Annotated in this window: 21 protein-coding genes; 14 read left to right on the forward strand and 7 right to left on the reverse strand. The window is 72.1% G+C overall.

Annotation, left to right across the window (positions count from 1 at the left end):
* Nucleotides 1-20 precede the first annotated feature (20 nt).
* A complete protein-coding gene (locus ABZU53_RS12310) occupies nucleotides 21-710 on the reverse strand; it encodes a response regulator transcription factor (RefSeq protein ID WP_007458139.1) in 690 nt (229 codons plus the stop codon).
* Between the two features lie 73 nt (nucleotides 711-783).
* Here ABZU53_RS12310 and ABZU53_RS12315 point away from each other — a divergent pair, with 73 nt between their 5' ends.
* Complete coding sequence (locus ABZU53_RS12315; protein ID WP_355065669.1) at nucleotides 784-1,701, forward strand: ADP-ribosylglycohydrolase family protein; 918 nt, start codon at nucleotides 784-786, stop codon at nucleotides 1,699-1,701.
* 276 nt (nucleotides 1,702-1,977) lie between these two features.
* Here ABZU53_RS12315 and ABZU53_RS12320 read toward each other — a convergent pair whose 3' ends face one another.
* Nucleotides 1,978-2,862 carry a DUF1775 domain-containing protein gene (locus ABZU53_RS12320; protein WP_355065671.1) on the reverse strand — a complete coding sequence of 295 codons (885 nt, stop codon included), beginning with the start codon at nucleotides 2,860-2,862 and terminating at the stop codon, nucleotides 1,978-1,980.
* Between the two features lie 234 nt (nucleotides 2,863-3,096).
* Here ABZU53_RS12320 and thrS point away from each other — a divergent pair, with 234 nt between their 5' ends.
* Nucleotides 3,097-5,106, forward strand: coding sequence for a threonine--tRNA ligase (gene thrS, locus ABZU53_RS12325; RefSeq protein WP_354861970.1), 2,010 nt, complete (start codon nucleotides 3,097-3,099; stop codon nucleotides 5,104-5,106).
* Nucleotides 5,107-5,233: 127 nt separating this feature from the next.
* Here the strand turns inward: thrS and ABZU53_RS12330 are convergent, their stop codons facing one another.
* Nucleotides 5,234-5,962 carry a D-Ala-D-Ala carboxypeptidase family metallohydrolase gene (locus ABZU53_RS12330; RefSeq protein WP_355065673.1) on the reverse strand — a complete coding sequence of 243 codons (729 nt, stop codon included), beginning with the start codon at nucleotides 5,960-5,962 and terminating at the stop codon, nucleotides 5,234-5,236.
* A gap of 176 nt (nucleotides 5,963-6,138) precedes the next feature.
* On the opposite strand from ABZU53_RS12330, the gene ABZU53_RS12335 reads away from it, so the two are divergent.
* Nucleotides 6,139-6,651 carry an HIT domain-containing protein gene (locus ABZU53_RS12335; protein ID WP_354861989.1) on the forward strand — a complete coding sequence of 171 codons (513 nt, stop codon included), beginning with the start codon at nucleotides 6,139-6,141 and terminating at the stop codon, nucleotides 6,649-6,651.
* Between the two features lie 45 nt (nucleotides 6,652-6,696).
* Here the strand turns inward: ABZU53_RS12335 and ABZU53_RS12340 are convergent, their stop codons facing one another.
* On the reverse strand, nucleotides 6,697-7,179 hold the full coding sequence (locus ABZU53_RS12340; RefSeq protein ID WP_355065675.1) for a hypothetical protein: 483 nt from the start codon (nucleotides 7,177-7,179) through the stop codon (nucleotides 6,697-6,699).
* A gap of 96 nt (nucleotides 7,180-7,275) precedes the next feature.
* Here ABZU53_RS12340 and ABZU53_RS12345 point away from each other — a divergent pair, with 96 nt between their 5' ends.
* On the forward strand, nucleotides 7,276-8,334 hold the full coding sequence (locus ABZU53_RS12345; protein ID WP_355065677.1) for an aldo/keto reductase: 1,059 nt from the start codon (nucleotides 7,276-7,278) through the stop codon (nucleotides 8,332-8,334).
* Nucleotides 8,335-8,685: 351 nt separating this feature from the next.
* Here ABZU53_RS12345 and ABZU53_RS12350 read toward each other — a convergent pair whose 3' ends face one another.
* Entirely contained in the window at nucleotides 8,686-10,842 is a 2,157-nt protein-coding gene (locus tag ABZU53_RS12350; RefSeq protein WP_355065679.1) for an elongation factor G-like protein EF-G2, read from the reverse strand.
* Between the two features lie 251 nt (nucleotides 10,843-11,093).
* Between ABZU53_RS12350 and pgsA the strand changes: the two genes are divergently transcribed.
* The 7 genes from pgsA (at nucleotide 11,094) to ABZU53_RS12385 (ending at nucleotide 17,155) form a co-directional block, all read left to right on the forward strand.
* On the forward strand, nucleotides 11,094-11,723 hold the full coding sequence (gene pgsA, locus ABZU53_RS12355; protein ID WP_354861795.1) for a phosphatidylinositol phosphate synthase: 630 nt from the start codon (nucleotides 11,094-11,096) through the stop codon (nucleotides 11,721-11,723).
* A gap of 46 nt (nucleotides 11,724-11,769) precedes the next feature.
* Entirely contained in the window at nucleotides 11,770-12,702 is a 933-nt protein-coding gene (locus tag ABZU53_RS12360) for a phosphatidylinositol mannoside acyltransferase (RefSeq protein WP_355065681.1), read from the forward strand.
* 16 nt (nucleotides 12,703-12,718) lie between these two features.
* Nucleotides 12,719-13,879: a glycosyltransferase family 4 protein gene (locus tag ABZU53_RS12365; protein ID WP_354861798.1), complete on the forward strand. Its 1,161-nt coding sequence runs from the start codon at nucleotides 12,719-12,721 to the stop codon at nucleotides 13,877-13,879.
* Between the two features lie 82 nt (nucleotides 13,880-13,961).
* The gene (locus ABZU53_RS12370; protein WP_355065683.1) at nucleotides 13,962-14,465 is read left to right on the forward strand and encodes a hypothetical protein; all 504 of its coding nucleotides are present in this window, start codon (nucleotides 13,962-13,964) and stop codon (nucleotides 14,463-14,465) included.
* A 156-nt stretch (nucleotides 14,466-14,621) separates the two neighbouring features.
* On the forward strand, nucleotides 14,622-15,539 hold the full coding sequence (gene pdxS, locus ABZU53_RS12375) for a pyridoxal 5'-phosphate synthase lyase subunit PdxS (protein ID WP_355065685.1): 918 nt from the start codon (nucleotides 14,622-14,624) through the stop codon (nucleotides 15,537-15,539).
* A gap of 2 nt (nucleotides 15,540-15,541) precedes the next feature.
* Entirely contained in the window at nucleotides 15,542-16,144 is a 603-nt protein-coding gene (gene pdxT, locus ABZU53_RS12380) for a pyridoxal 5'-phosphate synthase glutaminase subunit PdxT (protein WP_354861804.1), read from the forward strand.
* Nucleotides 16,145-16,402: 258 nt separating this feature from the next.
* Entirely contained in the window at nucleotides 16,403-17,155 is a 753-nt protein-coding gene (locus ABZU53_RS12385; protein ID WP_139587604.1) for a YebC/PmpR family DNA-binding transcriptional regulator, read from the forward strand.
* Between the two features lie 100 nt (nucleotides 17,156-17,255).
* Here ABZU53_RS12385 and ABZU53_RS12390 read toward each other — a convergent pair whose 3' ends face one another.
* Both ABZU53_RS12390 and ABZU53_RS12395 read right to left on the reverse strand, forming a co-directional pair.
* On the reverse strand, nucleotides 17,256-17,492 hold the full coding sequence (locus tag ABZU53_RS12390; protein WP_355065687.1) for a hypothetical protein: 237 nt from the start codon (nucleotides 17,490-17,492) through the stop codon (nucleotides 17,256-17,258).
* Entirely contained in the window at nucleotides 17,479-17,667 is a 189-nt protein-coding gene (locus ABZU53_RS12395; RefSeq protein ID WP_354861810.1) for a hypothetical protein, read from the reverse strand. The genes ABZU53_RS12390 and ABZU53_RS12395 overlap by 14 nt, the downstream gene beginning before the upstream one ends.
* 333 nt (nucleotides 17,668-18,000) lie before the next feature.
* On the opposite strand from ABZU53_RS12395, the gene ABZU53_RS12400 reads away from it, so the two are divergent.
* The 3 genes from ABZU53_RS12400 to ABZU53_RS12410 all read left to right on the forward strand — a co-directional run bounded on the left by ABZU53_RS12400 (nucleotide 18,001) and on the right by ABZU53_RS12410 (nucleotide 19,944).
* Nucleotides 18,001-18,879: a helix-turn-helix transcriptional regulator gene (locus ABZU53_RS12400; RefSeq protein ID WP_354861812.1), complete on the forward strand. Its 879-nt coding sequence runs from the start codon at nucleotides 18,001-18,003 to the stop codon at nucleotides 18,877-18,879.
* Entirely contained in the window at nucleotides 18,872-19,057 is a 186-nt protein-coding gene (locus tag ABZU53_RS12405) for a DUF397 domain-containing protein (RefSeq protein ID WP_354861814.1), read from the forward strand. Before ABZU53_RS12400 ends, ABZU53_RS12405 begins: the two co-directional genes overlap by 8 nt.
* Nucleotides 19,058-19,326: 269 nt before the next feature.
* Entirely contained in the window at nucleotides 19,327-19,944 is a 618-nt protein-coding gene (locus ABZU53_RS12410) for a DUF402 domain-containing protein (protein WP_354861815.1), read from the forward strand.
* Nucleotides 19,945-20,078: the final 134 nt, after the last annotated feature.

The following is a 20,078-nucleotide window of genomic DNA, read 5'->3' on the forward strand; positions in this document are numbered from 1 at the left end:
GAGCAGGGCCAGCGCCGTCCTCAGTCCGGTGCCACCAGCCGGAACCCGACCCCCCGCACGGTGCGCAGGTAGCGCGGCTTCGCCGCGGACTCGCCCATCTTTCTGCGGAGCCAGTACAGGTGTACGTCGATGGTCTGATCCTCGCCGACCGATGGCTGCCGCCATACCTCCTCCAAGAGTTCCCGGCGGGACACTACCCGCCCGGGTCGTGCGGCGAGATACGCCAGCAGGTCGAATTCCTTACGGGTCAGCGCCAGCGGCTCCCCGTCGAGCTGGGCGCTGCGCTCACCGACGTCGACCCGCAACCCGCCGACGGTGTGCACCGCGGGCTGCACCGTCCGGCTGGCCCGCCCGGCACGCCGCAGCACCGTGGTGATGCGGGCGTCCAGGTGCGCGCCCGTGAACGGCTTGACCATGTAGTCGTCGGCCCCGGCGCGCAGCAGCTTGACCACCGACTGCTCGTCGTCGCGGGCGGTGGCGATGATGATCGGGACGTCGGTGATGCCGCGCAGCATCCGCAGGGCGTCGGAACCGTCGAGATCGGGCAGGCCGAGGTCCAGCACCACCAGGTCGGGTGTCTCCGCGGCGACCCGGCGCAACGCGTCCAGGGCGGTGCCCACGGCGTGCACGGCATGCCCCCGGTCAGCGAGGGACCGCAGCATCGCGCCGCGTACGACGTGATCGTCTTCGACCAGGAGCACGGAGGCCACGACAAGACCGTACTTGGCCTGGCAAGTTGATCGCGTTGCGACGTGCCTGGGAACCGGGCAAGCTGGTACAACGATGTCCTTCACCCTGTTCGCCGACGCCCGCCTGGCGCTCGCCCGGGACAGCCTCGCCGGCCTCTCCACCGGCGACGCGCTCGGCGCGCGGTTCTTCCTGCCGGGGCCGCCGCAGGACCTCGCCGACGCCACGCTGCCGCCCGCGCCCTGGGAGTGGACCGACGACACCGAGATGGCCTGCTCGGTGGTCGCGGAACTGGCCGCGACGGGCCGCATCGACCCGGACCGGCTGGCACTGGCGTTCGCGGAACGCTGCGACGCCCGGCGCGGGTACGGCCCCGGCGCGATGCTGATCCTGCGGCTGATCCGCACCGGCACCCCGTGGCCGGTGGCCGCCGCGTCCGCCTTCGACGGCCAGGGCTCCTGCGGCAACGGCGCGGCGATGCGGGTGGGCCCGCTGGGCGCGTACTTCGCCGACTCCACCGCCCGCGCCGCCGCGCAGGCCCGCGCCTCGGCCGAGGTGACCCACGCGCATCCCGAGGGAATCGCCGGCGCGGTCGCGGTGGCGGTCGCCGCCGCGCTCGCCGCCCGGGCCCGCCTCGACGGACACCGACCGGCCCCGGCCCGGCTCCTGGCCGGGATCGCCGCCGCGGTCGACCCGGGCACCGAGGTGCACCGCGGCGTGCACCGCGCCGTCGGGCTGCTCGGCCGGCCCCTGTCCCGCGTGGTGGCGGCGCTCGGCAACGGCGCCCGCGTGACGGCCCAGGACACCGTCGCGTTCACGCTCTGGGTGGCCGCCACCCACCTCGACGACTACCCGGAGGCCATCCGGGTCTGCGTGCGCGCCGGCGGTGACGTGGACACCACGGCGGCCATCACCGGCGCGGTGGTGGCCGCGTACACCGGCGTCGGCACGCCGGGCGGTGTGCCCGAGGCGTGGCTGGCCGCCCGCGAGCCGCTGCCCACCTGGCTACCCTGACCGCTCGCCTGCCCGGCACCGTGGGTGCCCCTTGCCAGGTCCTGGCCTCGTGGTGTCCCTGACTGTCCGGTGTCCCGAACGCTCGGCAGCCCTGCCTCACCGGCTGCGTTCACAGCCGCCAAGGGTGCCACGTCACCTTTGCTCTGCTTCAACCCGCGCAACAGTTTTGGGGCCTGGGTGGTGCGCGGGTTGAAGCAGAGCAAAGGACGCGCGAAGGGCTGCGGCCGCCGCCCGGCCATGAGCTGACGCCCGTCCGCCGCTGCGGCCGGTGCTGCCTCAGCCGGTGCGGGCAGGAGTGGCCGCCGAGGCCAGCTCCGCGGCGGCCGCCGGATCCGTGGGCGCGTCCGTGCCGTCCGGCTGCGACGCCGGCGTCACCGTGTCGGTCTCCGCCGCGCCGGTCACCGCTGCCAGCGCTCCCCGCTCGGCCGGGTCACGTCGCCGCATACGGCTGACCAGCCAGCCGATCGCCGCGCCGCCGCCCAGGCCGGCCAGCAAGCCGGCGGCGAGCATCGCGTCGGCGTTGCCGGATTCCTCTGCGGAGCCGCCCGCCGCCGTGTCACCGCCGCCGGAAGCGCCGTCGGCGCCCTGCGCCCCTGCGGCGGGACCGTTCCCCGCGTCCGCCGCCGGGGCGCCGTGCCCGCCGTGCCCGACCGGCCCGGCCGCACCCGCCGCCGCCGGCAACAGAGTCAGCACCGGGGCCCGGTGTGCGCCGCTGGCGTCCGCCCACCGGACGACCGTGCCGTCGGCGTACGTCTGGACGACCTCGAAGGTGAGCCGCTCCGCCTGCGGCAGCGGGCCCATGGACAGGGCCAGCCGGGCCGGGCCGGACGCGCCCGCGCCGACGCGGACCCAGGTCACCGCCGTGGTCACGGTGCTCACTCCGGAGGAGTGGATGCCGGCCACCGGCTTGTCCAGCGTACGGGAGCTGATCTTGGGCGCCCAGCCGTCGACCGACATCGGGTAGACCTCGGCCACCGGGGCGTCGGCCGGCAACCGGACCTCGATCCGGGTGGTCTTCGTGCCGGCCCGCTCCTCGGGCACGCTGAACTCCAGCCGTACGGCGTCGCCCTGCCGTGCCTCGGTCGGGGTGGTCGTCACGTCCGCGGCGTGCGCCGCCGTACCGGGCCAGAGCAGCAGCCCCGCGGCGGTCAGCGCGGTCACCGCCGCGATTCGCCGCGGGCGGCCTCCGCCGTGCGTGCTCGCCATCTCGTGCCCCCATCCGTCTCGACGTGACCGGCTCCGGTTTCCGGCCACACCTTCTAGTTCGGCTGGCAGGCGCGAAAGGTTCAACGCCGGACGCGAGGAAGGTGCCCTTCCCGGCCGCGAGGGGGTGGACCGATAGCATCGGCAGGAGCCGAGGATCGGCATCGTTTCGTACTGCTTGGAGGAGTCACCGTGTCCGCACCCCGTACCCCCGCCGTGGCCGACCCTGTCGTCGTCGCCGCCGGGACGACGGCGGCCGACGCGGTGGCCGCGGCCGGACTGCCCGCGAACGGCCCCAAGGCGATCGTCGTGGTCCGCGACCCGCAGGGTCAGCTGCGCGACCTGGACTGGGCGCCGACCGAGGAGACCGTCGTCGAGCCGGTCAGCCTGGACTCGCCCGACGGGCTCACCGTGCTGCGCCACTCCACCGCGCACGTGCTCGCCCAGGCCGTGCAGGACATCTTCCCCGAGGCCAAGCTGGGCATCGGCCCGCCCATCGAGAACGGCTTCTACTACGACTTCGACGTCGCCAAGCCGTTCCAGCCCGATGACCTCAGCAAGATCGAAAAGCGAATGCAGGAGATCGTCAAGTCCGGGCAGCGGTTCCGTCGCCGCCGTTTCGGCAGCCTCGACGAGGCGCGCGCCGAGCTGGCCGACGAGCCGTTCAAGCTGGAGTTGATCGAGGTCAAGGGCGAGGGCCTGGACACCGACGAGGTGATGGAGGTCGGCGGCGGCGAGCTGACCATCTACGACAACCTCGACGCCAAGGAGGACAAGGTCTGCTGGTCGGACCTGTGCCGGGGTCCGCACCTGCCGACCACCCGACTGATCGGCGCGTTCAAGCTGATGCGCTCGGCCGCCGCGTACTGGCGCGGGTCGGAGAAGAACCCCCAACTGCAGCGGGTGTACGGCACCGCGTGGCCGACCCGCGACGAGCTCAAGGCGTACCTGAAGCTGTTGGAGGAGGCCGCCCGGCGCGACCACCGCAAGCTCGGCGCGGACCTCGACCTGTTCAGCTTCCCCGACGAGATCGGCTCGGGCCTGGCGGTCTTCCACCCCAAGGGCGGCATCATCCGCCGCGAGATGGAGCACTACTCGCGGCGGCGGCACGAGGAGGCGGGGTACGAGTTCGTCAACACCCCGCACATCTCCAAGGCGCAGCTGTTCCACACCTCCGGGCACCTGCCGTACTACGCGGACACGATGTTCCCGCCCATGCAGCTGGAGGGCGCGGACTACTACCTCAAGGCCATGAACTGCCCGATGCACAACCTGATCTTCAGGTCGCGGGGGCGGTCGTACCGTGAGCTGCCGCTGCGGATGTTCGAGTTCGGCACGGTCTACCGGTACGAGAAGTCCGGCGTCGTGCACGGCCTGACCCGGGTCCGTGGCCTGACCCAGGACGACTCGCACATTTACTGCACCCGCGAGCAGATGGCCGGCGAGCTGTCCACGCTGCTCAGCTTCGTGCTGGACCTGCTGCGCGACTACGGCCTGGACGACTTCTACCTGGAGCTGTCGACCCGGGACGACTCGCCCAAGTTCATCGGCGCCGACGAGGACTGGGCGGAGGCGACCGAGGCGCTGCGGACCGCCGCCGAGACCTCGGGTCTGGAGCTGGTGCCCGATCCGGGTGGCGCGGCGTTCTACGGGCCGAAGATCTCCGTGCAGGCGCGCGACGCGATTGGCCGGACCTGGCAGATGTCCACCATCCAGGTCGACTTCAACCAGCCGGAGCGGTTCGGGTTGGAGTACCAGGCCGCCGACGGCAGCCGCCAGCGGCCCGTGATGATCCACCGGGCGCTGTTCGGGTCGATCGAACGGTTCTTCGGGGTGCTCACCGAGCACTACGCGGGCGCGTTCCCGGCCTGGCTGGCCCCGGTGCAGGTGGTGGGCATTCCGATCCGCGAGGACCACACCGACTACCTGCACGGCTTCGTCGCGGCGCTGCGGGCCGAGGGCATCCGGGCCCAGGTGGACGCGGGTGACGACCGGATGCAGAAGAAGATCCGTACGGCGCAGCAGCAGAAGATCCCGTTCATGGTGATCGCCGGTGACGACGACGTGGCGGCCGGCACGGTGTCCTTCCGCTACCGCGACGGCTCCCAGCGCAACGGTGTGCCGATCGCCCAGGCGGTCACCCACGTCCTCGACGTGGTGACCTCCCGCACGAACGTCGGCCCGTCGGCCGCACCGGAGTAGCCGGCGTCGGCGTCGCGTGTCGCGTGTCGCGATCGTGCTCGATCCAGGAAGTAGTGGTCTCCCCGCCGTGGGAGGCCACTACTTCCATGTTCGGGCGCGATCCCGCCCGAAGCGGGCGTCAGCCTGGTCAGATGCCGCAGGTGGGTGCCGACCAGCCGCCGACCGCCGCGACGTGGGTGTGGTCGTTGTGGTCCGGGTAGCCGGGGCCGAGGATCTGTCCGAAGCCGTGGTTGCGGGCCTGCTGAGCCAGCCGGCACAGCGACGGTGAGCCGACCAGGTCCACCGCGTCGCCGTACAGGTGGCGGCTGTTCGAGGCCCCGCCGACCGCGCTGTTGCAGGCGTAGCTACGGAAGCTGCTGCTGATCGCGATGGGCACGTCGCCGAGGGCGTGCCGCAGGGCCTGGAGCTTCCACATCGAGACGAGCGCGTTGGCGCGGGCGGTGCTCGCCGCGACCGCTCCGCCGGACCAGGTGCTGTTGCAGTTGTTCAGCTCGGCGTAGCTGAAGTTGACCGGTGTGCAGTCGTCGTCCTGGAGGGCGTACAGCCGGTTGAAGGTCTGCGGGCCGGCGACGCCGTCCGCGCCCAACCCGTACGCCTGCTGAAAGCGGATCACCGCGGACCGGGTGGCGGGGCCGTAGGCGCCGTCGATGGTGAGCACGGCGCCGTAGCCGGGGTAGCCGGCGACGCGGATCTGGAGTTGCCGGACGTCCTCGCCGGACATCCCCTGCGACAGGGTGCGCCCCCAGGTGTAGCAGCCGTCCGCGTGCGCCGCGCTGGCGGTGAGGGTGACCCCGGTCACCGTGGTGGCGACGGCCAGCGCGAGCGCCGCGATGACCCTGCCGAGTCGTCGGATCATGAAGCTCTCCATTCATTTATTCAAGTGCCTGAATGCATGGAAGTTTCAGGTCTCGGCGGCAATCCGTCAACAACTTGCAGCAAGGAGTTTCCCGGTGACGGGTGTCGCGGCTGGCCCACGCGGCTCCGTAGGATCGGCTCGTGACAGGGGCGGAGCGGCACACGGACAGCGACGGCATGGCGGACGGCCTGGATCGGCTCTGGACGCCGCACCGGATGACCTACATCTCCGGCGAGGACCGCCCGGCCGAGGGCTACGAGAAGCCGACCGGCTGCCCGTTCTGTCTGGCCCCCGGGCTGCCCTCCGAGGAGAGCCTGGTGGTCGCCCGCGGCGAGCGCGTCTTCGTGGTGCTCAACCTCTACCCGTACAACCCGGGGCACCTGCTGGTCTGCCCGTACCGGCACGTCGCCGACTACACCGACCTCGACGAGCCGGAGACGGTCGAGCTCGCCTCGTACACCCAGACCGCGATGCGGGTGATCCGCAAGGTCAGCAACGCGCACGGCTTCAACCTGGGCATGAACCAGGGCGGGGTGGCCGGCGCCGGCATCGCCGCCCACCTGCACCAGCACGTGGTGCCGCGCTGGGGCGGCGACGCGAACTTCATGCCGGTGATCGGCCGCACCAAGGTGCTGCCCCAGCTGCTCGGCGACACCCGCGACCTGCTCGCCCGCGCCTGGCCGTCCTGACCCGCCGGGCCTGACCTCGCCGCCGCGAGGACCGCGCCGGTCCGGCTAGTCGGCGCGCAGCAGGTCGGCAAGCTCCGCCCAGCTCCTTACCGGGTGTACGCGGGGCAGCAGCGCGGCGTGCGCGGCGACCTCCGCCCGGCGGGGCCGGAACAGGTAGCGGTGCGGCACCGAGTCGAGGTAGCCGAGCACCTCCAGCCTGTCGTCGACGAAGTGGGTCAGGTCGAGCCGCCGGGCGATCGGCGCCTTGGCCGGCCGGGTCCGGCAGAAGTGCACCCGCTCGACGGGGATCCCGGTGCGAGCCGTGAGATCGTGGTGGGCCAGCCACTCCCGGGTCCGCCGCTCGGTGGACTCGCCGCACTTGGAGACGAGGTGCACCTCGTCGAACGCCGGCCCGAGCGCTCCGAGCGCGTCGAATGCCCCGTCGACCATGGGCGTCCGCAGGTAGTGCGCGCCGAAGAAGGAGGTGTCGGCGTCGTCGTCGGCCGGCTCGATGAGCACACCGCCGATGTCCACGCCCAGCCGTCGCATGGCGTCGATCATGCCGTACGGCCCCGGCGCGCGCGTACCGCGTTTCCGCGTGCGGAGTTGCTACGCCCCGCCCGGTGAAGGTGGCACGATCGGCCGATGGCAGTGACGACACGGATGTTGGGGCGCAGCGGCATCGAGGTCAGCGCCCTCGGCATGGGGTGCTGGGCGATCGCCGGTCCATGGGCGGAGGGCAGCCAGCCGCTGGGCTGGGGCGCGGTCGACGACGACGAGTCCGTGCGGGCGGTACGCCGCGCGCTCGAGGAGGGCATCACACTCTTCGACACCGCCGACACGTACGGCGCGGGGCACGGCGAGCGGGTGCTGGGGCGGGCCCTCGCCGGCCGCCGGGACGAGGCCGTGATCGCCACCAAGTGGGGCTACACGTTCGACGAGGCGACCCGGCAGGCGACCGGGGAGGACGCGTCACCGGCGTACCTGCGGCGGGCCGTGACCGCGTCGCTGCGCCGGTTGGGCACCGACCGGATCGACCTCTACCAGCTGCACCTGGCCGACCTGCCGGTGCCCCGCGCGGAGGCGCTGATCGGCGTCTGCGAGGACCTGGTCGCCGAGGGCCTGATCCGCGCGTACGGGTGGAGCACCGACCGCCCGGACCGGGCCGCCGCCTTCGGACAGGCCGCCTCCGGCGCCACCGCCGTGCAGCACGCCCTGTCAGTGCTGCGCGACGCCCCCGAGGTGCTCGCCGTCTGCGACAAGTACGACCTGGCCAGCGTCAACCAGGGGCCGCTGGGGATGGGCCTGCTCACCGGCAAGTACACGGCCACGTCGACGTTGCCCCGCGACGACGTGCGCGGGTTGGCGCCAGGCTGGCTGGAGTGGTTCCGCGGCGGCCGGCCCGCGCCGGAGTGGCTGCGCCGGGTCGGGGCGGTCCGCGCCGCGCTGACCGCCGACGGGCGCACCCTCGCCCAGGGCGCGCTGGGCTGGATCTGGGCACGCAGCGGGCGCACCATCCCGATCCCCGGCTGCCGTACGGTCGCCCAGGTCGAGGAGAACGCCGCCGCGCTGCGCCGGGGGCCGCTGGCGCCGGACCAGTTCGTCGAGGTGGAACGCCAACTCGCCGCCCTGCGCACCGCCGCGCTGCGCGACGCCGATCGCCCACACTGGCCCCGCCCCACCCACCCCACGACCCACCCCTGACCCGCACACCGCGCGCAGTGCGGGCACGCCCTCTCCGACGCCGGTCCCGTCCCGTCCCGTGCTGTGGCGTGCCGCGCGGTGCCGTGTGCCATGGCGGCGCCGCGTGCTGTGCTGGTGTCGCGTCCTGTCGAGCTGCCCCAGATCTGGGGCAGCGTCGGTGCGGATGTGGTCCGCTCCGGCAGCGGCGCCCCGAATGTGGGGCAGCTCGACAGGACGCGAACACGTAGGCCGCGCCGCAGCCCCGCCCACGCGCGACGGCTCGCGCGCGACGGGGAGTCGTCCGGGACAGGCGCGCGGGCACCAGGGCCAGCGGGCAGACAGGGCCAGCGAATACGCAGGGGGCACGCAGGATTACGGGGTGTGTTCCTTGCGGGCCTGGTCGGCCAGGTGGGTGGGCATCGGGTCGTGGCGTACGAAGTGGCGGCGGAAGGTGCCCGTGCCGGCGGTCATCGAGCGCAGCTCGACGGCGTAGCGGAGCAGTTCGGTGGCCGGCACCTCGGCGCGCACGAGGGTACGGCCCTCGGCGTCCTCGTCGGGTTCGGTGCCGAGCACCCGGCCGCGCCGGCTGGACAGGTCGCCCATCACCGCGCCCACCGAGCCGTCCGGCACCCGGACGATCACCTCGTCGATCGGTTCCAGCAGCGTCGGCTGGCCGCGCTCGGCGGCGTCGCGCAGCGCGAGCGCGCCGGCGGTCTGGAAGGCCGCGTCGGAGGAGTCGACGCTGTGCGCCTTGCCGTCGACGAGGGTGACCCGCAGGTCCACCACCGGGTGGCCGGCGACCAGCCCGCGTTCCAGCTGGGCGCGGACGCCCTTCTCGACTGACGGGATGTAGTTGTGCGGCACCGCGCCGCCGACGATCCGGTCGACGAACTCGAAGCCGGCGCCGCGGGGCAGCGGCTCCACCTCGATGTCGCAGACCGCGTACTGGCCGTGGCCGCCGGACTGCTTGACGTGCCGGCCGTGCCCCCGTGCCGGCACGGTCAGCGTCTCGCGCAGCGACACCTTGACCGGTTCGGTGTCCAGCTCGACGCCTCCGGCGCGCAGCCGGTCCAGCACGACGTCGGCGTGCGCCTCGCCCATGCACCAGAGCACCAGCTGGTGGGTCTCCGGGTTGCGTTCCAGCCGTAGGGTGGGGTCGCCGGCGACCAGCCGGGCGAGGTTGCGGGCCAGCGCGTCTTCGTCGGCGCGGCTGCGGGCGACGATCGCCACCGGCAGCAGCGGCTCCGGCATCTCCCACGGCGCGATCAGCAGCGGGTCGTCCTTGGCCGAGACGGTGTCGCCGGTCTCCGCGCTGCCCGACTTGGTGATCGCGCAGATGTCGCCGGCCACGCAGTGCGGCACCTCGCGCAGGGTCGCGCCCAGCGGGGTGTAGATGTGCCCGACCCGCTCGTCGGCGTCGTGGTCGGGGTGCCCGCGCTCGGCCATGCCGTGCCCGCAGATGTGCACGGTCTGTTCGGGGCGCAGCGTGCCGGAGAAGACCCGGACCAGCGAGACCCGACCGACGTGGCGGTCGACGGTGGTCTTGACGACCTCGGCGACGAGCGGGCCGTCCGGGTCGCAGGTCAGCGGCGGGCGGGGCGAGCCGTCCACGCCGGTGACCGCCGGCAGCTCATGCTCCAGCGGTGACGGGAACGCGGCGGTCAGCACCTCCAGCAGGGTGTCCAGACCGACGCCGGTCTCGGCGCAGACCGGCACCACCGGGTAGAAGTGGCCCCTCGCGACGGCCTTCTCCAGGTCCTCGATGAGCACCTCGGTGCTGATCTCCTCGCCGTCGAGGTAGCGGTCCATGAGGGTTTCGTCCTCGCTCTCGGCGATGATCCCCTCGATCAACTCGTCGCGGGACTCGTCGATGGCCCGCTGGTGCTCCGGGTCCGGGTCGCGCACGTCGGCGGGCAGCCCGGCGGAGTAGTCGAAGACCCGTCGGGTGATCAGCCCGAGAAGGCCCTCGGTGGAGACCCCGTCGTCGCCGAGCATCGGCAGGTACAGGGGCATCACGTTGTCGCCGAAGACCCGCTGGCAGAGCGCCACTGCCTCGTCGAAGTCGGCGCGGGGCTGGTCCAGTCGGGCCACCGCGACGGCGCGCGGCATGTCGACCGCGGCGCACTCCTCCCACAGCGCCACCGTGGCGGCGTCCATCCCACCGGCCGCCGAGACGACGAACAGCGCGGCGTCGGCGGCCCGCAGGCCGGCCCGCAGCTCGCCGACGAAGTCGGCGTACCCGGGTGTGTCCAGCAGGTTGACCTTGATGCCGTTGTGCAGCAGGGGCGCGCAGGACAGGCTCACCGAGCGCTGCTGGCGTACGGCGGCCGGGTCGTGGTCGCCGACCGTGGTGCCGTCGACGACGCTGCCGGCCCGGCCGATGGTGCCGGTCGCGGCGAGCAGCGCCTCGACGAGCGTCGTCTTGCCCGCACCGGAATGCCCGACGAGCACCACGTTGCGTACCCGCGCGGGGTCGGTCACCACCGGCGTGCCGCCGGTGGCCCCCTTTTCCTGATTTTTCTGCGCCATGGGGCGCACCTCCCTCAGCCGGTGGTGGGTGGCGACCGCCGCGCGAGGTGGAAGCGGCCCGGGGCGAGTGCGCGGCGATATCCTCCGGTGGTCTGCTGCACAGCGGGAACTCAACGGGCGGGCGGGTGAGCTGGCTCACCTCCCGGCTCGATCTCACACCCGTTGCCGTACAGGCACAAGCCTGCCCCGGGCGGGTCGCAGGGACCGGCCGTATCGCCGGACCTGGGCGGACCGTTATCGTGGGGACCGCCATGGCGAAGATCTTCCAAGTGTCGGCCCGCGCGGGGATGACCCGCGTCGTCGAGCCGATCGCACGTGCCCTCCTGCGCGCGGGCGTCACTCCCAATGCCGTCACCGTCGCGGGCACCGTTGGTGTGCTCATCGGCGCGCTCGGCTTCGGTGCCCGCGGCCATCTGGTCGCGGGCGCGTTGATCGTGACCGTGTTCGCGCTCACCGACCTGCTCGACGGGACGATGGCCCGGATGAGCGGCGGCTCCACCCGCTTCGGCGCGTTCCTCGACTCAAGCATGGACCGGGTCGCCGACAGCGCCGTCTTCGGCGCGGTGGCCTACTGGCTGGCCACCCGGGGCGACCACTCCGGGGTGGCCGCCGCGCTGCTGTGCCTGGCCGCCGGCGGGCTCGTCTCCTACGTGAAGGCGCGCGCCGAAGGGCTGGGCATGACCTGCAACGTGGGCATCGCCGAGCGCACCGAGCGGCTGCTGATCGTCGGCGTCGGCGGGATCCTCACGGGCGTCGGCGTGAAGCCGGCCCTGGAGATCGCGCTCTGGCTGCTCGCCGCCATCTCGATCTTCACGGTGGGGCAGCGGGTGGCGCACGTCTACCGCCAGGCCCAGCAGCTCCAGCCGGACGGCCAGGCGTGAGCGGGCTGCCGGCGACCCGGCGTCGGACGACCGGCGGCCGGGCCGCGTGAACCTCACCGAGCTGGGCTACGTCGTCGGATGGCGGCTGGTCCGCGCGCTTCCCCGGCCGTTGGTGGCGGCGGCGTTCCAGGCGGGCGCGGACCGCGCCCATCGCGGCGGTGGCGGGGGTACGGCCCGACTGCGCGCGAACCTGCGCCGGGTGGTCGGCCCGGAGCTGCCCGAGGCGGAGCTGGACGATCTCGTCAAGCGCGGGCTGCGCTCGTACGCCCGGTACTGGATGGAGGCGTTCCGGCTGCCCGCGTTGAGCCGGGAGCAGATCCTGGCTGGGTTCCGCCTCGACGGCGCGGAGTTGCTCGCCGCCGACGTGGCCGCCGGCCGGGGCGCGGTGGTGGCGCTGCCGCACGCCGGCAACTGGGATGCCGCGGGCGCCTGGGTCGCGGCCACCGGTTGGCCGATCACCACAGTCATGGAGCGGCTCAAGCCGGAGGGCGTGTACGAGCGTTTCCTGGCCTTCCGGGCTGAGCTCGGGATGGAGATCCTGCCCACCCACGGTGGCCCGCGTCCGGCGTTCGACGTGCTGCTGGACCGCGTCCGCGCCGGCGCGGTGGTGCCGCTGCTGGCCGACCGGGACCTCTCCGCCCGGGGGGTGGAGGTGGACTTCTTCGGTGGGAAGACCCGGATGCCGGCCGGGCCGGCGCTGCTCGCCCTGCACACCGGAGCGCCGCTGTACGTGGCCTCGTTGTGGTACGAGCAGGACGTGGCGTGCGCCTCGCTCGCCGGCCCGCTGCCGGTGCCCGGGCCCGAGGTGGGGCCTCTGGACCAGCGGGTCCGGTCGCTGACCCAGCTGATCGCCGACGGTCTGGCGGCGGGTATCGCCCGGCATCCGGAAGACTGGCACATGTTGCAGCGGATGTGGTTGGACCAGAGGAGGGCGGGGGAGGGCACGGCGCTGCCCTCGTCAGCCCCCGGCCAGGGCTGAAGGGGTGGGCTGACGCATGCGGATCGGCATCGTGTGCCCGTACTCGTTCGACGTCCCCGGCGGGGTGCAGAACCACGTCATGGATCTCGCCGAGGCGCTGATCGTGCTCGGTCACGAGGTCAGCGTGCTCGCTCCGGCGGATGAGGATTCGCCGCTGCCGGAGTACGTGGTGTCCGCCGGCCGGGCGGTGCCGCTGCCGTACAACGGGTCGGTGGCCCGGATCGCGTTCGGCCCGGTCTCGACCGCGCGGGTCCGGCGCTGGCTCACCAACGGTGACTTCGACGTGCTGCACGTGCACGAGCCGCTGACGTTGAGCCTGTCGCTGCTGGCGGTGCTCTCCGCTCGCGGCCCGGTGGTGGCCACGTTCCACACGGCGATGACCCGTTCGCGGGTGCTGGCCGCCGCGCAGGGTGTGCTGCAGATCGTGTTGGAGCGGATCACCGCCCGGATCGCGGTGAGCGCGCTGGCCCGCAAGGTGCAGGTCGAGCACATGGACGGCGGCGCGGTGGAGATCCCCAACGGGGTGGCGGTGGCGAAGTTCGCCGACGCCGAGCCGCTGCCAGGCTGGCCGGGGGAGTGCGGGCCGGGCACCGGCGGCACGGTGGGTTTCCTGGGCCGGTTCACGGAGGCGCGCAAGGGTTTCCCGGTGCTGCGGGACGCCTTCGTGGCGCTGGCGGCGACCCGACCGGGGTTGCGGCTGCTGGTCGCCGGCCCGGGTGACCCGGACGACCTGTACGACCAGTTCCCGGCCGCGCTGCGGGAGCGGGTGACGTTCCTCGGGCTGGTCTCCGAGGCGGACAAGGCCCGGATGCTGCGCAGCGTGCACCTGTACGTGGCGCCGAACACCGGCGGCGAGTCGTTCGGGATGATCCTCACCGAGGCGCTGGCCGCCGGCACCACGGTGATCGCGAGTGACCTGGACGCGTTCCGCCGGGTGCTCGACGGTGGGCGGGCGGGGCGGCTGTTTCCGACCGGAGACGCGGTGGGATTGCGTGACGCCCTGTCCGAGCTGCTCGACGACCCGGCCGGGCGGGCCACGCTGAGCGCCTGCGGCGATCAGGTGGTGGCGAATTTCGACTGGCCGGTGGTTGCTCGGCGTGTTCTTGAGGTATACGCAGCGGCGATCGAGGCGACCGACGGGCGGGTCATCGACCAGGAATGGGTGGGGCTGGGCTGACCCGGGTGACGGATGGTGCGGCTGGTGACGCCGGTGACCGGCGCGGGCGTGCGCAACGGAGGAGAAACGGAGCAGCACTACGATGCCGCACATGTGGTGGGTGGTGGCCGCGAGTGTGCTCGTGGGGGTGCTTGCGGCGTACCTCATCTGGACCGCCGGCCGGGTCGAGCGGCTGCAGGGCCGCGCGGAGCTGGCGGCGCGGGCCCTCGACGCCCACCTGCTGCGCCGGGCGGCGGCCGCGGCGGTGCTGGCGGAGCGGCGTTTCGGCGTCGAGTTGTACGCGGCGGCCCGGATCGCGCTGGACGCTCCGCCGCAGGAGCGGGAGGCGGCTGAGAACGACCTGACCCGGCAGTTGCGCTCGGTGCGGCTGGACCCGGCCGATCCGGACTGCACGGCGGTCATCGCGGCGAGCCGCCGTCTCGCGTTGTCCCGGCAGGTGCACACCGACCTGGTTCGCGACGCCCGGTCGGCGCGCAGTCGTCCGCTGGTGCGGTTGTTTCGGATGGGGCGGGGCCGGGAGTGGCCGCGCTACTTCGACATCGACGACCCGACGCTCGTCGTGCCGGCCGACGTTCCGGCCGGCTGATCGGGGCGGGCGGAGGCTGACCGGGGCGGGCCGGCGCGGCGGTGAGCAGGGCCACAGTGCAGGCCACCGGGGGTCTGATTGGCTGTCGGCGCGGCGTTGACCAGTGCGTAGCATTTTCGCTGCCACCCCCACCGCACGTCCAAGGAGCGATGACCCGTGCCCGAAAACACCGCCTCGACCACCGGCACCGCCCCCGTCGTCGGCACGGCCCGCGTGAAGCGGGGCATGGCCGAGATGCTCAAGGGCGGCGTGATCATGGACGTCGTCAACGCCGAGCAGGCCAAGATCGCCGAGGACGCCGGCGCGGTCGCGGTGATGGCCCTGGAGCGGGTGCCCGCCGACATCCGCGCGCAGGGCGGGGTGTCCCGGATGAGCGACCCCGACATGATCGACGGGATCATCGAGGCGGTGTCCATCCCGGTGATGGCCAAGGCCCGCATCGGTCACTTCGTGGAGGCGCAGATCCTCCAGTCGCTCGGCGTCGACTACGTCGACGAGTCCGAGGTGCTGACCCCGGCCGACTACGCGAACCACATCGACAAGTGGGCGTTCACCGTGCCCTTCGTCTGTGGCGCGACCAACCTGGGCGAGGCGCTGCGCCGGATCACCGAGGGCGCGGCCATGATCCGCTCCAAGGGCGAGGCCGGCACCGGTGACGTCTCCAACGCCACCACCCACATGCGCAAGATCCGCCAGGAGATCCGCCGGCTGTCCTCGCTGCCGGCCGACGAGCTGTACGTCGCGGCCAAGGAGCTGCAGGCCCCGTACGAGCTGGTCAAGGAGGTCGCCGAGAGCGGCAAGCTGCCGGTGGTGCTGTTCACCGCCGGCGGGATCGCCACGCCGGCCGACGCGGCGATGATGATGCAGCTCGGCGCGGAGGGCGTCTTCGTCGGCTCCGGCATCTTCAAGGCCGGCAACCCGGCTCAGCGGGCCGCCGCGATCGTCAAGGCCACCACCTTCCACGACGACCCGGATGTGCTGGCGAAGGTCTCCCGGGGTCTGGGTGAGGCGATGGTCGGCATCAACGTCGACGAGATCCCGCAGCCGCACCGCCTGGCCGAGCGCGGTTGGTGAGGATGAACCGACCCACCATCGGTGTGCTCGCGCTCCAGGGCGACGTCCGGGAGCACGTGGCGGCGCTGGCCGCGGCGGGCGCGGACGCCCGCCCGGTCCGCCGCCCGAGCGAGCTGGACGCGGTCGACGGGCTGGTGATCCCGGGGGGCGAGTCCACCACCATCAGCAAGCTCGCCGACATCTTCGAGATGCGTGAGCCGATCGACAAGCGGATCGCCGACGGCATGCCGGTCTACGGCTCCTGCGCCGGCATGATCATGCTGGCCACCGAGGTGCTGGACGGTCGGGCCGACCAGCGCGGCTTCGCCGGGATCGACATGACGGTACGGCGTAACGCGTTCGGCCGGCAGGTCGACTCGTTCGAGGCGCCGGTGGAGGTCGCCGGCGTGCCGGGGGAGCCGTTCCACGCGGTGTTCATCCGCGCGCCGTGGGTCGAGCGCGTCGGCGCGGCCGTCCAGGTGATCGGGAAGGTGACCGGCGGCCCGGCCGCCGAGCGGATCGTGGCGGTGCGGCAGGGCAACCTGCTGGCCACCTCGTTCCACCCTGAGCTGACGGGTGACCTGCGCGTACACGCGTACTTCGTGGAGCTGGTGCGCGCCGCCTGAGCGGCGGAAGCGCGGTGGCGGGCATGAATCCCGCCCCCGGATCGTTGGTCTGGGCAGGCCCCGGCGCCGTGCCGCCGCCCCGGGCCGGTCCCGGGTGTGACATGGCGGGGTGGGACCTCGGTAAGATTGTCGCGGTTCGGCAGGGCCGTCGCCCGGCGCGGCACTTCCCGCGGGGCCGACCGGCCGCCGGATCGCCGATGCGGCGCGGAATCGGTGCGGCAGTCGACGCAGGCGTGCAATGACAGACGGAGGTAGAAGATGTCCGGCCACTCAAAGTGGGCGACGACCAAGCACAAGAAGGCCGTCATCGACGCCAAGCGCGGCAAGATGTTCGCCAAGCTGATCAAGAACGTCGAGGTGGCCGCGCGGACCGGTGGCGGCGACCCGTCCGGTAACCCGACGCTCTTCGACGCGATCCAGAAGGCGAAGAAGAGCTCGGTGCCGAACGACAACATCGACCGCGCCGTCAAGCGCGGCTCCGGCCTGGAGGCCGGCGGCGCCGACTGGCAGACCATCATGTACGAGGGGTACGGCCCGAACGGCGTGGCGATGCTGATCGAGTGCCTCACCGACAACCGCAACCGGGCGGCGACCGAGGTGCGCACCGCGCTCACCCGCAACGGCGGCTCGCTCGCCGACGCCGGCTCGGTGTCGTACATGTTCTCCCGCAAGGGCGTGGTGATCGTGCCCAAGGAGGGCACCAGCGAGGACGACGTGATGATGGCCGTCCTCGACGCCGGCGCCGAGGAGGTCAACGACCTCGGTGAGGCGTTCGAGGTGGTCTCCGAGCCGACCGACCTGATTCCGGTGCGCACCGCGCTGCAGGACGCCGGCATCGAGTACGAGTCGGCCGAGTCCTCCCTGATCCCCAGCATGAACGTCCCGCTCGACGAAGAGGGCGCCCGCAAGATCTTCAAGCTGATCGACGTCCTGGAGGACTGCGACGACGTGCAGAACGTCTACGCGAACTTCGACGTCAGCGACGACGTGATGGCGGCCGTCGACGCCTGAGGTCCGGCCCGTCCGGCCTGCCCGGCGTGATCCACACCAGGTCGCCGATGTGGGGGTGTCCGCGCGAGCGGTTGCCCCCACATCGGCGACCTGACGTGTGTCAGCGCCCCCTTGATCGGCTCGGGATGACGGGTGCCACCGGCAGCAGCCCGGCAGGCCGCACGACGATCGACCGTCGGGCGATCGCGTCCAGTCTCGGCCCCACCTCGTAGCCGTCGAGCCAGATCCACCCGTCATAGGTTGGCCAGTCGAGAACGCGGATGACGCGGAACAGGATCGGCCGGCTGAACTGGATACTCGCCGCGCGGGTGACCTGAAAGAGGTCACCCGCCCGCACGGCCGCCGGATTTCCGGTCGCGCCACGCCTTGAGATGATCACTTGCCTCGACCAGCCGGGGACACGAACCATCCGGGCCGCACCTGGTGCAGACGTTGCGATGATGAAAGTCGATCACGTAGCTCGCCATCGTCACGAGGAACGGCGGCTCGGGTCGGGGCTCCTCACCCATCATGGCGATCACCTCGCTGGGGCGACGCCGCGCTCTTCTCCTCGCTCGACGCGAGCGGCGTGGTGCGCCGGTAGGCGCCAGCCCGGCCCGGGAACCGGGTCCGCTCCACCACGTCGACTGGCTCATCCGGTCGGTGAAACCACTTCCAACGGCACACGGCCTGCCTCCCGAAGTCAATGCGAGTAGGGCATCTAGCAGGCAGGATTCCGTTGCCGGCCAACGATCTGCAACGTCTCACACCGAAAACCGCGCTTCGAGATTGACGGCTTCTCGTTTGGCCGGCCATGCTGTTCCAGATGAGACAGACAGGCCACGAGAGGTGAGACCGGAGGCCGAATGAGTGAGGTCGGTTCGTCAGTCCCACGGCGGCAACTCGGGCGGCTTCTGCGCCAGGCACGTGAGGAAGCCGGAATCAACCTTGAGGCTGCCGCCAATGACCTCGAATGGTCCCGCGCCAAGATGTACCGGTTGGAGAGTGGCCAGACTGCGCTGCGTACTCATGACGTGGTGTTGATGTGTCAGCTCTACGGCACGTCTGCCGAACTGACCGAGGTGTTGGTCAGTCTTGCCCGGGAGAGCAAGTCCCGGGGGTGGTGGCACGCCTATGACGAGGTGATCCCGGGCTGGTTCGAGTTGTACGTGGGACTGGAGGCCGCCTCCTCTTCCATCCGCCAGTACGAGCCGACCCTCATTCCCGGACTCCTCCAGACCCCGGAGTACATGGCCGCGGTGTTCGAGACCAAACCCGGGCGTACCCCGCAGGAGGTGGCGCAGAAGGTCGCCCTACGGATGCAGCGACAGAAGCTGTTGACCAGGCGCAGTCCTGCGGCCCCGCGTCTTGATGTCGTGATCGACGAAGCCGTGGTCCGCCGACCCATCGATGACATCGAGGGCTGGCGGATGCAACTCGCTCACCTGGTCAACGCCGCTCAAGCGCCGAACATCGCCGTCCGGGTGCTGCCGCTGGGGATCGGACCGCACCGGGCATCCGTTGCCGGAGCCTTCGTCTTGCTCGATTTTCCGGCAGTCGGCACCCGGCCGGCGGAGCCCAGCACGGTCTACAGCGAGTCGCTGACCGGTGGCCTCTACCTCGATCGTCCGGCGGAGGTCCAGACGTACTCTGAGGTCTGGCAGGCGCTTTGGGATCTTGCCCTGCCCGAGCGCGCCTCGGAGGATCTGGTGAGCACAGTGATCAAGGAGACCTACGATGAGTGATCTGACCGGTGCCCGCTGGCGCACGAGCACACGTAGTGGCAATGAGGGCAACTGCGTGGAGGTCGCGGACAACCTTCCCGATGTCGTGGCCATCCGGGACAGCAAGGACGTCGAAGGGCCGGCGCTCACCTTCTCCCCGGCGGCCTGGGCCGCGTTCGTGACGCACGCCAAGGCCTAATCTTGGCTGGGGCGGTGGGCGCGGCCAGCGGTGACCCTCGGTCACCTCCGTCGGGGCGGATGCGGTCGTAAGCGGTATACCTCAGAGTCATATTCATACCTCTGAGGTATACCGCTCAACAGCAGTCCGACACGGCGGGCAGCCAAAGCGGATGACCAGCGCCCTTCGCCGCAACCCCAGCCCCGTCTCGAGTTAGGACCTATTCGTCTAGGGGAGCGGCGGCCGTAGGCTTCCTTCCTCGGGGAGCGAACGAGGAGGTTCCGGGGGAGATGGTGGAACGCCGATTCGCGCCGGGTGAGGTGGTCGTCCGGCGGGAGATCCTGCGGGGCGAGGTCTGGTTCGGCTGCCCGACGATCTGCGTCGAGGACTCGCCCGACCTGCTCGCCCTCTACCTCCCGCCGGGGGCGGAGTTCGGCTTCCCGACCGACGGCGTCTTCCCCTGTGGCCGGCACCCGTGGGAGACGGCCGGCCACCGCTCCTGGTCGGGGCACGGCAAGCTGATGCTGCACCGGCCGGGCGAGGCGCACTCGGTGGACGTGTTCTGGACGGGCCCGCAGCGCGACTTCGCGGGCTGGTACTTCAACCTGCAGGATCCGCTGCGGCGTACCCCGATCGGGGTGGACACTCTCGACCACGAGCTGGACCTGTGGTGGGGCGCGGACGACGACCGGTACGTCTGGAAGGACGTCGAGATGTTCGCGCAGCGCCTCGTCGAGGGGCGCTACCCGGGCATGGCGGACGCGATCCGCGGCGAGGGCGACCGGATCGCCGCCCTGCTCGACGCGGGTCAGCGGTGGTGGGATCCGGCGTGGGCGCGGTGGCAACCCGATCCGGCCTGGTCGGCGCCCCGGTTGCCGGCCGGCTGGGCCTCGGTGCCCACCCGCTGACCACGGGCGACTGCCGTGTGAGCCGCGCCGGCCGTGTGGTCGGTCAGCACTGCGGCACCGGATCGACGAGAAACACCTGGTCGGGTGGCCGGTGTACGCGACGGGCGCCGGTGTCCGCTCAGGACACCGACGCC

Origin of the sequence: Micromonospora sp. NPDC005194, from assembly GCF_040608335.1 — a bacterium.
GTDB lineage: Bacteria > Actinomycetota > Actinomycetes > Mycobacteriales > Micromonosporaceae > Micromonospora.